We start from the raw sequence: 14,004 nt of genomic DNA, 5'->3' as shown, positions 1-14,004 counted from the left end.
GGTTTTCTCCTTCTGTCTTTCGCCCACCCGAACCCCGGACCAGGGTTCGGGTGGGCGAACCCGGGACCAGGGCCCGGTGCGACGACCGGGCTGAACCCAACGGTGACCGGCGGCGCCCTCGGCGACCTAGGGGACTTCCGATGTTCGGAAGGAATCCCCGCTCGCGCCCGGCAGACGCCGACCACGGGTCGGCCGGGTCGGCTCCCAGCCCAGGGCCCGGGAGATGCTGCGGCTCGCCGCCCGCACCGCAGGGGTCAGCACCATCGGGGTGAAGGGGCCGTCGCAGCGCACCACGACGGAGAGCGCCGCAACCACCTCACCGCCCACGCCGCGCACTGGGCAGCCGACTGAGAACGCGTCGTCGGTCACCTGGCGGTCGCTGACGGCTGTCCCGGTACGCCGCACCTCGGCGAGCATTATGCGGAGCACCGCGGGGTCGGTGACGGTGTAGGGCGTCCAACGCCGCAACGGCTCGGCCAGCACCCGCTCCTGAACTTCCCGAGGCGCATGGGCCAGCAGCGCCAGTCCGACGCCGGTGGCCGGAAGGGCGAAGCGCCCGCCGACCCTGGTGAGAACCCGGACTGCGCCATGGCCGGTGATGCGCTCCACGTAGACGGCGTCGAGCCCGTCGCGCACGGCCAGCTGCACGTTCTCGTGGGTCGCCTCGTAGAGGTCCTCCATCGTCGGCAGCGCGGTCTCCCGCAGAGCAAGCCCGCGGGGCGCCGCGCACGCCGCCTCCCAGAGCCGGAGTCCGGCCTGGTAGCCGCCATCGGCCTCTTCCAGCGCACCCCACTCGACGAGGTCGGTGACAATTCGGTGGGTGGTCGTGAGCGAGAGGCCACTCGCCCGGGAGAGCTCCGAGAGGGTGAGCCGCGGCCGGGCGGCACCGAAAGCCCCGAGCACGTCGAGCGTGCGGACGCTGAGGGAACGGCCGTCGCGCCCGCCCGACGCCGCGTTCTTACCCGGCACCGCCGACTCCGAGACGCTCGGGCTCTTCGCGGGAGATCGCCGGGACCAACGCCCCTACGATCGCGCACCGGCCGGAGCGGACCTCCTTCAAGGCGGCCGTGACGGCCCCGCCCAGGTCGTCGGGACGACCCGGGCCGACGACGTCGAACCGATCGCCCGCGGCGAGCGCCGCATCACCGGTGAAGCCGACGACAGCCACCGAGCCGACGGTGGAGCGCGGGCTCGTCATCGCGGATGACCTGGCCGCGGTCCGTGCACGATCACCAGTCCGTTGTCGGCGTCGACCTCGACCCGGTCGCCGGTCGCGATCTTGGCGACCGGGTCGTCGTCGAACTCGGTCACCGTGGGGACGCGGGTCACGATCGCGCCGAGGGCGGCCTTCGTGGTCAGGTTGGTGAAGACCATCGCCAGCGGAGCGGTGCCCATCAGGCGGGTCGACTGGAAGAAGCCGGACCAGCCCGAGGAACCCTTGGCCCCGGGGAAGACCAGCACCTTGCCGGTGAAGCAGACACCGTAGAGCTCGTGTCTGCGCTCGATGATGGTGCCGGTGGCCGGGTCGATCCCGCCCCAGCCGGAGATGGTCTCGTGGGAGACCAGGGCCTGGCCCTCGACGCGCCCCGGGACGATGCCGCGGCCGCGGAGCAGGAGCCGCCGGGTCCCTGCGGCGCTGGTCATCGGACCACCGCCGCGGGCGTCAGCGAGCCGCGCCAGCGACCGGTCACGGCGGCATCGACGCACTCCTCGGTGGTGCCGAACCAGGCTTCGATGCCGAGGATCGCCGGAAGGTAGTGCGCCTGCTTGGCCGAGTCCGTGGCGAATACCTTGGTGCCCGTGGGCGCGGCCCGCGACATGGCCGGGCAGGAGTCGGTCAGGACCCGGCCCCCGGCGCGCTCGATGGTGGCCGTCCACCCGTTGCGGTCCGCGACGGCACGCAGCGCGCGCGGGGTCATGACCCACAGTTCGGTCCCGGCCGACAGGGTGCGGTCTTCGAGCGCCCGCGCGACCCGGCCGATCTGCTCGAGCGAGGCGTGCGGGCAGCCGATCAGCACGAAGTCGACATCTTCGCTGTTCCCGATGGAGTTGAGCGAGTCGTAGATCGCGCGGCGCTCCGCCTCGCCGTAGTGCAGCGGCCCGGGCGGGGCGGCGCCGCCGAAGGCGGCCTCCAGGGTCGGCGCATCGGGGGTGCGTCCCGGGATGTGGTACATCTCGACGCCGCCCGAGGAGGCGGCGGCCGCCCCGAAGTGCTTCAGGTCCGCCAGGTCGGGTTGGCCGAGGTCGCCGACCATGACCGGGCGCGCTTCCTGAACCGCGTCGCCGACGAAGTAGCCGAACATGCCCCAGTCCTGGAAGCCGGTCATCCGCAGCCCGGACTCGATCAGATGGGTGCCATAACGGTTTTCCACCAGGTGGTTGCCCCAGCAGGGGATCCGGCCGGTGATGCTCGCCGACCCGGTCGAGGCGCCCCCTTCACAGTTGGTGCGCGCGCCGAGGACCGAGTTGGCGTAGACCACCGCCGAGGACTCCATCCAGGCGATGTGCTCGCCGTAGGTCGGCAGATTGCCCACCTGGTACGGGGTGCATGTGGCCAGGATGTTGACGCCCTTGGAGCTGTAGAACGACTCGGCGTCGGCCTGGAGCTCGATGTTGCGCTCGGAGTACGGCATGATCCCCAGCGCGTCGTCGCCGAAGCCGTGCTGGAGCTGGCAGGTCGGCACCTTCATCCGCGGCACTTCGATGTCGTCGTCGCAGTCGAGGCTGATGACCGCGAACGCCTTCGACCAGCCGCCCTCCTCGAACAGCTTCGTCTTGGCGGGTGAGGGCTGGGTGTTGGTCCCCGCCACGTTGCGGGTCTCGCACAGGTGCTCGGCACCGAGTGCGTCGGCGTATCTGATGAGCAGGTCCATCGCCGCCGCGACGGCAGCGCCGTCACGGCCGTCGCGCATGGCCTTCTCTTCGTCTGTCAAAGCGACCATCGGCTCCTCCTCAGTCCTCGACGTTCTCAGTCCTCGACGTTCTCGCGGACGCGGTCGCGCAGCGCCGTCAGGTCGACCTGGTGGACGTCTTCGCCCAGGGTCAGATCGAGGGCGTGTGCGGCGGCGAGGCCCATCGCCGAGCACGGGCCCATTACCCGGACGCTGGAGAGAGCTGCGGCGTCCCCGTCGACACAGCGTCCGGCGGCCAGGAGGTTGCGCGCCTGAGGCGAGAGCATGCTGCGCAGCGGGACGTAGTGGACGTGGTCGGGGCCGAAGGTCTCCCATATGTAGCCCTCGGCCCGGTCGTGCAGCTCGACCGGCCAGGCCGTCCGGGCGACGGCGTCCTCGAACTTCGTCTCTCCCCGCACCTCGTCGAGGGTCAGCTGGTGGGCGGCGGCGAGCCAGCGGGTCTGTCGGCGCCCCGGGAATCCATAGGCCCGGACCCGGGCGTTCTTGAACGCCGCCGGGAACTCCCGCCGGAGGAACTCCACGACCCGGTCCGCCTGCGCGCGGCCCCGTAGCTGTGCGTCGGCGGCCTCGACCGCGCCCAGGGGAGCCTCGACGTGGGTCATGTTCATCACCGCCGTGTTGCGGCCCGGGAAGAAGAACGCGAGCCCGTCACGGCGGACCAGGCCGTACTCGGCGGCCTTCTCGTCGACCCGGGCCACCAGCTGGGCGGGCTCCGGCTTGCCGGACTCGTCGAGTCCTTCCAGCCGGATCTGCTGGGAGCCCCAGACGGTACGGTCCGGGACCTGGCAGGGCAGGCCCGCCTCCCAGGCGAGGGCCGCGTCGCCGGTCGCGTCGACGACACCGCGGGCGGTGACGCTCACCGGGCCGAAGCGAGTGGCGAAGTCGACCCGCTCGATGACGCCGCCCTCGATCCCGACACCGCTGACGGAGGCGCCGAGGACCACCCGGATGCCGAGCTCCTCGACGGTGTTCTCGAACCAGCGGCCGAGGGCGACCTCGTCGTAGGTCACCGTCTGGGTGTGGGTGCGGTTGTAGTGGAGGTCGTCGGTCCTCTCCAGCGCCTCGAAGAGCTCACCGAAGATCCCGTGGGTGAGCTGGCGGTAGTCGGGCGCGTTGCCGTAGATCCCGCAGAAGAGCCCGATCATCGAGTTGACGCACTGGCCGCCGAGGACCGGGAGCGCGTCGACGAGAACGACATCGCGGCCGAGGCGGCGTGCCTGGATGGCCGCCGAGAGCCCGGCGATGCCGGCGCCGACGACGAGGATGTCGGCGTCGAGCCGTTCGGCTGGATCGTCGGCCGGCTTGGTGACCGTGTGGACGACGAGATCGGACAGGGGGTGGGGCATGGTGTGGCCTCTCCCAGGAGATGGTGGTCAGTTGGCGGCGGTCCGGCGCAGCGTGGCGCCTCGGTCGAGCGGCTCCACGGCGCCGGCGTACACGCCGAGCCAGGAGCCGGGCCGCGCCGGCCAGGTCTGCGGCGCACGTGTTTCGGCGTACGCCTCGATCCGACGGTTCAGCTCTTCGTCGTCGACCAGGAGGTCGACGGTCCGGTTCGGGACGTCGATCGCGATCTGGTCACCGGTGCGGACGACCCCCAGCGGGCCGGGCACGCCTCCCTCGGGCGAGATCTCGCCGACCACGATGCCCTTGTTGACGAGCCCCGAGAGCTGCCCGTCGGTCACGAACGCCACCTCCTCGCTCAGGCCGGCGCCGGCCAGCGCGAAGACCACGCTGGAGGCCATGCCCATCCCCGGGGTGCCGGTGACGCCAAGACCCCGCAGCACGAGGACCTCGCCCGGCAGCACCTCGCCGCGCTCGATCGCCTCGGTGGCCTCGGGCGCGGACTCGAAGACGCGCGCCGTACCGCGGAAGGCGCGGGCCCGGTGCTCTGTTACCGACAACTTCACGATTCCGGTGTCGGGGCAGAGATTGCCGCGCATCACGGCGATGGTGGACTCGGGGCGCATCGGCTCGGCGCGGATCACCTCCGCGTCGACGGGGGCGCCGGCGACGACCTCGGCCATCGACGTGCCCGAGACCGTCATGGCCGAGCCGTCGATCCTGTCGCCGAGTTGCCGGAGCACGCCCCGGGCCCCGCCCGCGGCGTCGAACTCGTCGATGGTCGTGGGCCCGTTGGGCTGGACCGCGGCTATCGGCCCGACCTCCCGCCCGATCTCCTCGAAGAGCCGGTGGACGTCGATGTCGTACGGCGACTCCGCGGCGATCGCCTCCAGATGCTTGACCGCGTTGATCGAGCCGCTGACCGCGATGACCGCCGTCACCGCGTTGCGGAACGCGGCGGGCGTCATCACCGTGCTGGGGCGCCGGTCCGCCTCGACGGCCGCCATGACGACCGGGCCCGCGGCGCGCGCGGCCGCCCACATCGTCTCGCTGTTGGCCTGGGTGGGGGCCGAGCCGGGCAGCGCCATGCCGAGCGCCTCGGCGACGATGTGCATGGTGTTGGCGGTGCCCATCCCCTGGCAGACGCCGGGGCCGGTGATGGCGCGGTCGGACATCTGGCAGAGGTCGTCGAAGCTGATGGCGCCCGCGGCGAGCTTGCCGGCATCGGCGAAGACCTCCTCGATGTCGACGCGGCGGCCGTTGTCGAGGACACCGCAGCTCTGATAGCCGCAGGCGACGATCACGGTGGGGACGTCGGTCCGCGCGGCCGCCATCAGCTGGCCGGGCGTCGTCTTGTCGCACGACGCGAGGCAGATCATCCCGTCGAGCCGCGCGCCCTCGACAACCGCCTCGATGTCATAGGACACCAGGTCGCGGCCCGAGAGCACATAGCCGCCACCCCGGCCGGCGGCCATGATGAAGTCGGTCGGCGCGACGGTGCGGATCTCGAAGCCCAGCCCGCCGGCGTCGTACACCGACTGGCGGACGGCCTCCGCCACCTTGTCGAGATGGGCGAAGCACGGCGCGAGCCCGGAAGAGGAGTTGACGATGGCGATCTTGGGCCGGCGGATCTCCTCGTCGTCGTAGCCCAGCGCCTTCCACTGGGTGCGCGTCGTCGCCCAGCGAGACGACCCGATCGGATGATTGCTGCGCGGCTCGGTGGACATTATCCCTTGACTCTTTCCTCGTTCTTCGTGGTTGCTTCTGTGGTGGAGGCGTCGGTCAGGAGGGAGCCGCCGTTCTCACCGGCGCCACGCCGGTCGTGGGTGCCTCCACGGACAGCGCTCCCTCCGCGTCGGCCGGCAGCCGGCGCTGGACCCGGCCGAGCACGAACAGCACCAGCACCATCACGGCCGGGCAGGCCGCGAACACGGTGAACGCGCCCTGTGGCCCAAGACCGGCGTCGAGGATGACACCGCCGAGCCAGGGACCGGCCATGGCGCCGACCTTGGCGACCGAGGACGCCCAGGCGGCGCCGTTGGCGCGGATCGCCGTCGGGTAGAAGGTGCCGGCGATGCTGGTGATACCGCCATGACCGCCGTTGACGAACATCTTGGCGCCGATGACGAAGGCGACGTAGACGGCCGGGCCGAGAACTCCCGTGCCCAGTGCCAGCATGCAGACGACGGCCGCGAGCGGCATCCACAGGATGATGCCCGCCCCCTTGCGGTCGACGAACCGGCTGATGAACAGCTGCGCCACAGCGCCCGCCACGCTCGCCAGGGCGGCGATGGTGGCGGCCGCGCTCACGCTGAACCCCATCCGCTCGTTGATCATCGGGGTCCAGAAGACCAGGAAGTAGATCAGCGCCGAGGAGAGGAGGTAGACCAGCCACAGCAGGGGCGTGATGGCGGCGAGGTGGCCACGGAAGAGCTGGACGGGGCTGAACCGCTGCCCCGAGTGCGCCTGCTCCTGGGCCTCGGTGATGAAGCGGGTCCCAGGCTCGATGGACAGACCCGGCTGGAAGCGGCGCAGGATGCGGGAAACGCGCTCATCGCTGCCCGGGCGGGCCTTCAGCACCAGGAACTTCACCGACTCGGGCACCAGCGGCAGCACCGCGAGGACGGTGAGCAGGGAACAGACGCCGCCGACGACGAACACCGATCGCCAGCCGTAGGCGGGGATCAGCCAGTTGGAAACGGGACCACCAGCGGCGCCGCCGAGCGTGTAGCCGACCATGATGATGGCCACGGCGGTCACCCGGAACCGCTTCGGCGCGTACTCGGCCGCCAGGGCCCAGGTCAGCGGGAGCACCCCGCCGAGGAAAAGCCCGGACACGAACCGCAAAGCGAACAGGTGTTCGTATGTGTCCGCATAGGCGAAACCGAGCATGAAGACGCCGAAACCGGCGACCGACGCGACAATGGTGGGACGGCGTCCGATCCGGTCCGCCAGATAACCCATGATCAGCGCACCGATCATGGTGCCGAAGAGACCAACCGTGCCCAGGGTGCCGAGCTGGGTCCCGGTAAGCCCGAAGTCCTTGCGGATGTAGGTGGCGGCGAACGACAGGATCTGGAAGTCGAAGCCGTCGAGGAAGGTGATCAGACAGCAGACGGCGTACATCAGCAGCCAGTAGCGGCTCGCACGCTGGCGCTCGATGATCGGGGCCAGTTCCACGAGAGGTCGGGGGGCGCTCATGGACGTCTCCTCGTCGTTGAGGGGAGGGTGTGGCGGTGTGCGGGGTCGGTGCGGGCCGTGACGGTGCCGTGGCCGGCGTCGACGCAGACCCGGTCCCCGGTGCGGATGATGGTCGGCGGGTCCCGGTCCGGACCGGCCAGGGTGGGGACGCGGGTGACGACCGCGCCGAGCGCGGCTCTGCCGGTCGTCGCCACGAAGATCACACCGAGGGGCGCGGTGTTGGCGATCCGAGTCGCCTGGAAGAAGCCCGCCCATCCGAAAGAACAGCCCGAGCAGCGAGCTCACCATCTGCCCGCCGAGCACGGGCAGGCTGTCGGCCAGGAGGACGTCCCGCCCGAGTTGCGCGCTCTCGATCGCGGCAGAGATGCCGGAGGCGCCCGACCCCACCACGCGCACATTCGGCGTCGAGCCGGTGGCCCGTGATGCCCAGGGGCTTGGTGACGGTATGGACCTGCGGCTCGGTCAGGGCATGGGCCATGAGGACTCCTGTGGAAGGGGGCTGTGCCGCGAACGCGGCTCTCATTGCGTGCCCCGCACCGTAGGCAGCCCGCTTCGCCGGAGGGAATGCCCAGGTCAATAGAGCGTTCGACTGGGCGGCATCAACGGCGTTTATGCTCCGAGGCAGGCTGCCGCCCGGGCCACCAGGTCGCGCAGCCAGCTGTGTGCCGGGTCCTCGTCGTGGCTCGCGTCCCACCAGAGATGCTCTTCCAGCGGTTCGAGCGGTACCGGGCAGGTGAGCGTGCGCAGCCCGCGCGCGGACGCGAGCGGCGCGGCAAGCCGCTCCGGAACGAGCGCCACCCGCCGCGTTCCGGTGATGAAGTCGGGTACGGCCCGGTAGCTCTCCACGCGTACGGCGATCCGTGGCCGGATGCCCAGGGCGGTCAGCTGCCGGGTCGCCGGAGCGGCCGACGGGTAGCCCTCGTCCCGGTGGTAGGGCACCACCCACGGCAGCCGCGCCAGGTCCTCGATGCCGAACGACTCCGCCTTGCACAGCGGATTGCCGGCGGACACCACGCAGACCCACCGGTCATGGAAGAGCGGAGCCGACTCGACCCCCGGGGTACGGAAATGGCCGAGCGGTGGGGAGACCATGGCGTCGACGAGCCGGATCGCATCGCCCGCGCCACTGCCCAGGGTCTCCCTGATCAGCTGGAGGTGGAGCGCCGCATGCGGCGCCTCGCGGTCGAACAGCCGTGACAGCGCGGGGCCCAGGACCGTCGCCTGGTAGTCGGCCATCAGCAGCTTGAACTCCCGCTCGGTGGTCACGGGGTCGAACGCCCTACCGGTCGCGAAGAGCCTTTCGGCCGCCGCGCACACCGTCTCGACCTGTCCGGCCAGCTGCGCGGCGAGCGGGGTCAGGACGTAGGCACCGTTTACCCGGGCGAGCAGTTCGTCACCGAAATGCCGACGCAGCCGGGACAGGGCGGCGCTGACGGCGGGCTGGGTAACGCCGAGGTTCCGGGCGGCCCGGGTGACGTTCCGCTCGCGCAGCAGTGCTCGGAGCGTCACCAGGAGGTTGAGGTCGAGGTTCGCGAGGTGTGTGGGACGGGACTGCCGTAGGCTCATGTGCTGCGGATTCTGCCGCACGCACGCCGGCTTTTCCATCCTCCTTGTCGGGGCCGCCTCCGCGGTCAGGGCCGGCCCACGGCCACCGTGCGATCGCCGTCCGTCCTGGTCGGCGGCCTATGGAGGCCCTGGGTGATGTCGACATCACCCAGGGCAAGGACCAGTACCGCGAGGCGCGCCCTGGGCACCGACACCCACAGCGCCAGCGCACTGGTACGGCTCATGCTCGGAGCCACCCCGGCCGAAGTCACACCCGCCCTCGCGCCCGTCGGCACGACGAAAGCCGGACACTGGATCGTGGTCCACGGCCACCACACGCCCCCACGCTCCGCGCAGGAACCGCACCCGGGGGACGACCCTGCACAACTCGCCACCCTCGACCTGCAGGACCCCGGCGTACACGTGGAACTCTGGTTCGCCCTGCACTGGCTGCCCGGCGAGACCGGCGAGTAAGCCTGGTGTTTGACCTCGCTGGGTCACCTGACCTGCTGATCTAGGCTTCCTCCTGAGACAACAGGACGGCCGTTCTTCACGCTTCGAGATGTCGAGCAACGTCGCGTGACGGAACGGCCGCCGTGAAGAGGGTGGCTCCTGCGGGTCCCGCTGATGCTGCGCTGAGCATGCTGTCCCACTTTCGTGTCGAGTCCCACGACTGCCTCTACAAGCGGGCGGATGCGCTCTTCGAGCTGACCGACGCGGGGCCGGGCCGGTCCGGCCACGCCGGCCTGTCGGACCCGCGATGTGCGCGCCCCGCGCCTACGTCGCCTCCAGCCAGAACGCCTTGCCCTTCGAGGTGTTCTCGGACAGGTCGACCGGCAGCCCATCGGTGCGCAGGCGCTCGCCCGTGAACTGCCCCCTCGGGGTGTGCGCCTGGGTGCCGTCGTCGTCGATGGTGATGTCCGTGACGGCATACGTCGTGCGGTCCTTGAGCCAGCGCACCTTGGCATCGACGGCGGTCTGCGCGGTGCCGGCGGCGGTCGCGATCAGGAGGGCGGTGCGGCGCGAGTCGTCCGCCCACATCCACACGTACGGGCCCTTGCTGCTGTCCCACTCCGTCGTGTCCCAGCCCTGGCCCAGGTAGACGGGCAGGAACGGGCCGTCCGTCAGTGCGGTGATCTCGGGCCGCCTGCGCCAGGCATTGAAGATGCCCATCAACTTCACCGCCGCGTCCGGCCACTTGGTCGCGTCGCCGGGGTCCTGGGGGAACTTGACCGCGCGGACGGCCATGTAGGAGTAGTAGTCCTCCATGCGGCCGATCATTTTGCCGCCGTTCATGTACGTCGCGGCCATCGGCAGGTGTCCGAACGCGGTGAGTGCGGTGCGCAGCGACAGGTCCTCTCCGGTGATCCCTCCGTTGGAGGTGTTCCAGCCGTTGTACGCGATGTGCAGCAAACCGTTGTTGCGGTCGCCCTGGGTGGGGGCGATGTCCAGTTCGCTGGTGAGCTTGGCCAGGTACTGAGGGTTCTTCGTCACCAGGTCGTTGAGCATGTTCCGGGTGAGGACGGCCTTCCGGTAGACGTTGTCACTCGCGTGCGAGTAGACGGTCGCCCGCTCGTTCTGCCAGTACTCGGTGAGGTCGATCATGTGCTGGGTGACGCCGTAGCCGTTGAGCAGCGTCTCGATCTGGCTTCGCTTGTAAGCGAGTTGGGCCGGGTCGGCGAGGTCGCGGCCCTTGAGGTGGCCGTCTCCCGTCAGCGAGAACCACAGGCCGAAGCCGAGTCCGTTGTCCTTGAGGGTCTTCGACAGCGTGGCCAGGCTGGTGATGGACTTCTTCATGGAGTCGCTGGGCTCGATGGTGTCGCGCGTGGTGTTCCAGTAGTCGTCGAGCATGACCATGTCGAGGCCGGCCCGCTTCGTCTGCGGGATGACCGTGTCGTAGTAGTAGCCGGCGGGCAGTTCGTGACCCGGGCCGCCGCGGTAGTCCCAGTCGTTCTGGTGGAAGAGCGTGGTCGTTTGGTGGTACTTGAAGCGCTTGCGGAAGTGCAGCTCTTCGGCCATCTTGCCGTCGACGACGTCGCCCTTGAAGACCGTGAGGTTCACCGCGAGATACTCGAACTCCTCACCCGGGAACAGCGTCAGTCGCAGCGCCTCGGGGTGGGTGTCCACGGAGACGGTGTCCTGCTCGTGCCAGGCGTTGATGCCCGCGAACGGCGGCAACATGTAGTCGGTCGGGTAGTTGCCGTTACCACGCTGGGTCTTCCAGTTGAGCTCGGGACTCATGCTCCAGCCGTCCCCGGTGTCGTACACGGTGAGAGCCTTCTTCGGCCAGGACCTGCCGACCGGGTCGGTGCTCAACGACCCCCGGGTGCTGAACCACTTCATGTTCGGGACGTAGTGGAGGGTGTGCGGCTCGTCCGGCAGTCGCAGGTCGATCACGGTGGAGCGGGTGAGGGTGAGTTCGCGGGCCGTGTCCTCGTTGCGCACGAGGGTGAAGTAACGCAGGCCCGCGTCGCCGTCGTAGATCTCGAAGACCAGGGTGACGAGGAACGGTCGGGGCGCGGTTCTGCGCAGGGGGATGCGGACGCGCTCCCCAACCCGCCAGGACCTCTCCTTCGTGCGCACGGTGATGAGTTCCCTGGTCGTCGCTCCCAGGCGCCACCCTCCGTCGTCCGCGCGCACGGTGTCTGCGGCGTCGAGTTCGTGGGCGAAGAGCAGTGAGGGAGCCGCCAGGTAGTGGCGGCCCGCACGCTTGTTGAGGAGTCCGGTGAGGCGGATGCCACCGTCTTCATAGGTGACCGTGGCCCTGAGGGAGTCGTTCTCGAAGGTCCAGTTTCTCGCTCTGCGCCGGATGCTTTCCGACAGCGCGGCGGCGGATCCGGTGCCTGCCGCCAGGAAGGCGGCCGAGGCCGTGCCGAGGAAGAGACGGCGGCTCAGTGGGGACATGACGGGCATCACCCTTCGTCGTCGGAGGGAGGAGCGGGTCGGTACGGAGTTCGGCGGCGGTGACGGTGACGGCAGGAGTTGGTAGGTGCGGTGGACGCCTGGTCGTTCACCGTCTTTGACAACGTTGTCAGACTGGCGGGGCAGCCAGTCCCTTCTCGCAGGTGGGCCAGCGACCCGTCGGCGGCCACCAGGGAAGCATCAGCCTCACCAGGGAAACACCAGCAACGGCAAGCGCTTTCACCGTCGTGACACCTAAGCAGCGTTCGACGGGTCGGTCAACAGGGCCGCACGGCCCAATTGACCGACCTCCAAGGCCGTATGCGATCCGTCGAGTTGATCGAGTGCACCAACAAGCGACAGCACCCTTGACTCGCCCATGGCGCACCCGAAGAATGACCGCGGCCGCCTGACAACGTTGTCGATGGAAAGGTAGCCGCCACATGCCGCAGCCAGCCCACGGAGTTCACACGCCGTCACATCATTCAGCTGCTCGGCGTCTCCGGCGCCTTGACCGCCTCCCCACTCGTCCTGGGATCAGAGCAGGCCCTGGCCGCGGCGGCCGCCGGAGTCGGCGCGGCGGCCGGACCCGATCCGGTAATGGACCCCTGTCTCCGACACGTACTACCGCGTCCTCCTCACCCACACCCGCTGGTCCGAACAACAGTGGGACACGGCCCAAGGCCACTACGCCGCCAAGGACTTCGGCTTCGCGGTCGTGCTCGGCAACGCCGTCCTGCTGACCCGCGGCCCGTACGACGCCGAGCTCGCCGGAGTCGACAAGGACGCGCTGCGCGCCCGTACCCTCGCCACCCTGAAGCACTTCGCGGCGTCGAACCGACTGACCGGCGGCACCGAGTGGGGCCGGAAACTGTTCTTCGACACCCCCTTCCAGTCCTACTTCGTCCTGGCGGCCCGGCTGCTGTGGGACGACCTCGACGAGGTGACGCGCCGCAACGTCGACACCATCGTCCGCGAACAGGCCCAGTACACCGCCGTGTTGGGCACGGGGGACGATCCCGACTCCGACGGCTGGAACCCGCGCGGTCTCGACGGCGGTTTCCAGGCCGAACCAAGCTGGAGGAGATGGGAATCTACGCCCAGGCGCTCGCCCCCGGCCTCGCCTGGGCGAGCGACGACGCGCGGTACGAGGCATGGCGCGGCGCCTTCGGCCGGTGGAGCCGCAACGAGGCGGGCCATCCCGCTCGCCTTCCTCGCGCAGGTGGCCGGAGACCGCGCCGCGGCCCGCTGCGAACTTGCCCTGGCCGAACGTCTGGAGGCCTACCAGCCGTACCCGCCGCAGTACCGCCTCGCGAAGTTCTCGGGTGAACCGAAGTACGAACCCGAGGCGCGCGCCGAACTGGCCATCAGCTATCCGCTCCACGAGTGGCGGGCCCGGTCCGGGCACGCACCGGTGCAACCCCCTGTCGCAGCGTGAGCTCTTCGAGCAGGCGCGCGGCTTCACCACGCTCCCGACCGGGACGGTCGTGTGCGCGACCTCCGGTACGGCCGCCGGGGAAGGCCACCTGGAGGTGCACAACCTGGACCTGCCCGGGATGCCGGAGCTGGACGGAAGCCGCACGTACCGGGCGGCCGAGGGAAGCGCGACGGTCGCGGCGCAGGCCGGTTCCTCGACTCCCACCGGCCCACGGGCCGACGAACTCACCTTTCCTCGCGGCCGGTTCCGGCATCTACGGATGCTCGGGGCACGCCCCGACCCCAGTTACGGCTATTCGCTGTACGCCTTCGAGATACGCGACTCAGCCGCGGGCGCCGACCTGGCGCGCGGCGCCGGGGCGACGGCCTCCGCGTCCTCCTTCGACCCGGGCAAAGAACCCGCACTCGCGGTCGACGGCGACGGCTCAACCCGTTGGGCGATCTCCCGTGCGGACCGTCCGCGCGCGGACAGTTGGCTCGCCGTCGATCTGGGCGCGGCCCTGGACGTGGACCGGGTGACCCTGCGCTGGGAGACCGCGGCGGGCCGCGCGTACCGGATGCAGGGATCGGTCGACGGGCAGAACTGGACCGACCTGGTCGCCTGGCCGCAGGCGGACCTCACCAGCCGCGGCGGCTGGCTGGACATCGACGGCCGTGCCGGTCTCGT

The 14,004-nt window shown here is 70.2% G+C and carries 13 protein-coding genes and 2 pseudogenes; 3 read left to right on the top strand and 12 right to left on the bottom strand.

Annotation, left to right across the window (positions count from 1 at the left end):
- Nucleotides 1–126: 126 nt before the first annotated feature.
- The 11 genes and pseudogenes from ACMTAK_RS42285 to ACMTAK_RS42235 form a co-directional block, all read right to left on the bottom strand.
- Nucleotides 127–969: an IclR family transcriptional regulator gene (locus ACMTAK_RS42285; RefSeq protein ID WP_413811026.1), complete on the bottom strand. Its 843-nt coding sequence runs from the start codon at nt 967–969 to the stop codon at nt 127–129.
- The gene (locus tag ACMTAK_RS42280; RefSeq protein WP_413811025.1) at nt 959–1,198 is read right to left on the bottom strand and encodes a hypothetical protein; all 240 of its coding nucleotides are present in this window, start codon (nt 1,196–1,198) and stop codon (nt 959–961) included. Before ACMTAK_RS42280 ends, ACMTAK_RS42285 begins: the two co-directional genes overlap by 11 nt.
- Nucleotides 1,195–1,644 (bottom strand): aconitase X swivel domain-containing protein, encoded by a 450-nt coding sequence (locus ACMTAK_RS42275; protein WP_413811024.1) that lies wholly within the window; start codon nt 1,642–1,644, stop codon nt 1,195–1,197. The genes ACMTAK_RS42280 and ACMTAK_RS42275 overlap by 4 nt, the downstream gene beginning before the upstream one ends.
- Entirely contained in the window at nt 1,641–2,942 is a 1,302-nt protein-coding gene (locus tag ACMTAK_RS42270; RefSeq protein ID WP_413811023.1) for an aconitase X, read from the bottom strand. The genes ACMTAK_RS42275 and ACMTAK_RS42270 overlap by 4 nt, the downstream gene beginning before the upstream one ends.
- A gap of 26 nt (nt 2,943–2,968) precedes the next feature.
- Nucleotides 2,969–4,258, bottom strand: a complete 1,290-nt coding sequence (locus ACMTAK_RS42265; protein ID WP_413811022.1) for an FAD-dependent oxidoreductase — start codon at nt 4,256–4,258, stop codon at nt 2,969–2,971.
- A gap of 27 nt (nt 4,259–4,285) precedes the next feature.
- Entirely contained in the window at nt 4,286–5,980 is a 1,695-nt protein-coding gene (locus ACMTAK_RS42260) for a dihydroxy-acid dehydratase domain-containing protein (RefSeq protein ID WP_413811021.1), read from the bottom strand.
- 55 nt (nt 5,981–6,035) lie between these two features.
- The gene (locus ACMTAK_RS42255) at nt 6,036–7,454 is read right to left on the bottom strand and encodes an MFS transporter (protein ID WP_413813164.1); all 1,419 of its coding nucleotides are present in this window, start codon (nt 7,452–7,454) and stop codon (nt 6,036–6,038) included.
- Nucleotides 7,451–7,648: a hypothetical protein gene (locus ACMTAK_RS42250; RefSeq protein ID WP_413813290.1), complete on the bottom strand. Its 198-nt coding sequence runs from the start codon at nt 7,646–7,648 to the stop codon at nt 7,451–7,453. The genes ACMTAK_RS42255 and ACMTAK_RS42250 overlap by 4 nt, the downstream gene beginning before the upstream one ends.
- Nucleotides 7,649–7,685: 37 nt before the next feature.
- Nucleotides 7,686–7,841: pseudogene (locus ACMTAK_RS42245) on the bottom strand (FAD-dependent oxidoreductase); the annotation flags it as partial.
- 222 nt (nt 7,842–8,063) lie between these two features.
- Nucleotides 8,064–9,020: a LysR family transcriptional regulator gene (locus ACMTAK_RS42240; RefSeq protein ID WP_413811020.1), complete on the bottom strand. Its 957-nt coding sequence runs from the start codon at nt 9,018–9,020 to the stop codon at nt 8,064–8,066.
- Nucleotides 9,021–9,085: 65 nt separating this feature from the next.
- A complete protein-coding gene (locus tag ACMTAK_RS42235; protein ID WP_413811019.1) occupies nt 9,086–9,244 on the bottom strand; it encodes a hypothetical protein in 159 nt (52 codons plus the stop codon).
- Here ACMTAK_RS42235 and ACMTAK_RS42230 point away from each other — a divergent pair.
- Entirely contained in the window at nt 9,243–9,473 is a 231-nt protein-coding gene (locus ACMTAK_RS42230) for a hypothetical protein (protein WP_413811018.1), read from the top strand. The genes ACMTAK_RS42235 and ACMTAK_RS42230 overlap by 2 nt on opposite strands.
- A 303-nt stretch (nt 9,474–9,776) precedes the next feature.
- Here the strand turns inward: ACMTAK_RS42230 and ACMTAK_RS42225 are convergent, their stop codons facing one another.
- Nucleotides 9,777–11,903 (bottom strand): hypothetical protein, encoded by a 2,127-nt coding sequence (locus tag ACMTAK_RS42225; RefSeq protein WP_413811017.1) that lies wholly within the window; start codon nt 11,901–11,903, stop codon nt 9,777–9,779.
- A gap of 715 nt (nt 11,904–12,618) precedes the next feature.
- On the opposite strand from ACMTAK_RS42225, the gene ACMTAK_RS42220 reads away from it, so the two are divergent.
- A complete protein-coding gene (locus ACMTAK_RS42220) occupies nt 12,619–13,338 on the top strand; it encodes a hypothetical protein (protein WP_413811016.1) in 720 nt (239 codons plus the stop codon).
- Nucleotides 13,339–13,456: 118 nt separating this feature from the next.
- Nucleotides 13,457–13,879: pseudogene (locus tag ACMTAK_RS42215) on the top strand (discoidin domain-containing protein); the annotation flags it as partial.
- Nucleotides 13,880–14,004: the final 125 nt, after the last annotated feature.

This window comes from Streptomyces lacaronensis (assembly GCF_047337785.1).
GTDB classification, from domain to species: domain Bacteria; phylum Actinomycetota; class Actinomycetes; order Streptomycetales; family Streptomycetaceae; genus Streptomyces; species Streptomyces lycopersici.
Note: the sequence above shows the minus strand (reverse complement) of the source record. Positions and strands in the feature narration are given on the sequence as shown.

Coding starts and splice junctions, on each gene's coding strand:
- ACMTAK_RS42280 (WP_413811025.1), bottom strand. CDS start 1,198: ATGACGAGCCCGCGCTCCACCGTCGGCTCGGTGGCTGTCGTCGGCTTC.
- ACMTAK_RS42275 (WP_413811024.1), bottom strand. CDS start 1,644: ATGACCAGCGCCGCAGGGACCCGGCGGCTCCTGCTCCGCGGCCGCGGC.
- ACMTAK_RS42270 (WP_413811023.1), bottom strand. CDS start 2,942: ATGGTCGCTTTGACAGACGAAGAGAAGGCCATGCGCGACGGCCGTGAC.
- ACMTAK_RS42265 (WP_413811022.1), bottom strand. CDS start 4,258: ATGCCCCACCCCCTGTCCGATCTCGTCGTCCACACGGTCACCAAGCCG.
- ACMTAK_RS42260 (WP_413811021.1), bottom strand. CDS start 5,980: ATGTCCACCGAGCCGCGCAGCAATCATCCGATCGGGTCGTCTCGCTGG.
- ACMTAK_RS42255 (WP_413813164.1), bottom strand. CDS start 7,454: ATGAGCGCCCCCCGACCTCTCGTGGAACTGGCCCCGATCATCGAGCGC.
- ACMTAK_RS42240 (WP_413811020.1), bottom strand. CDS start 9,020: ATGAGCCTACGGCAGTCCCGTCCCACACACCTCGCGAACCTCGACCTC.
- ACMTAK_RS42230 (WP_413811018.1), top strand. CDS start 9,243: ATGCTCGGAGCCACCCCGGCCGAAGTCACACCCGCCCTCGCGCCCGTC.
- ACMTAK_RS42235 (WP_413811019.1), bottom strand. CDS start 9,244: ATGAGCCGTACCAGTGCGCTGGCGCTGTGGGTGTCGGTGCCCAGGGCG.
- ACMTAK_RS42225 (WP_413811017.1), bottom strand. CDS start 11,903: ATGTCCCCACTGAGCCGCCGTCTCTTCCTCGGCACGGCCTCGGCCGCC.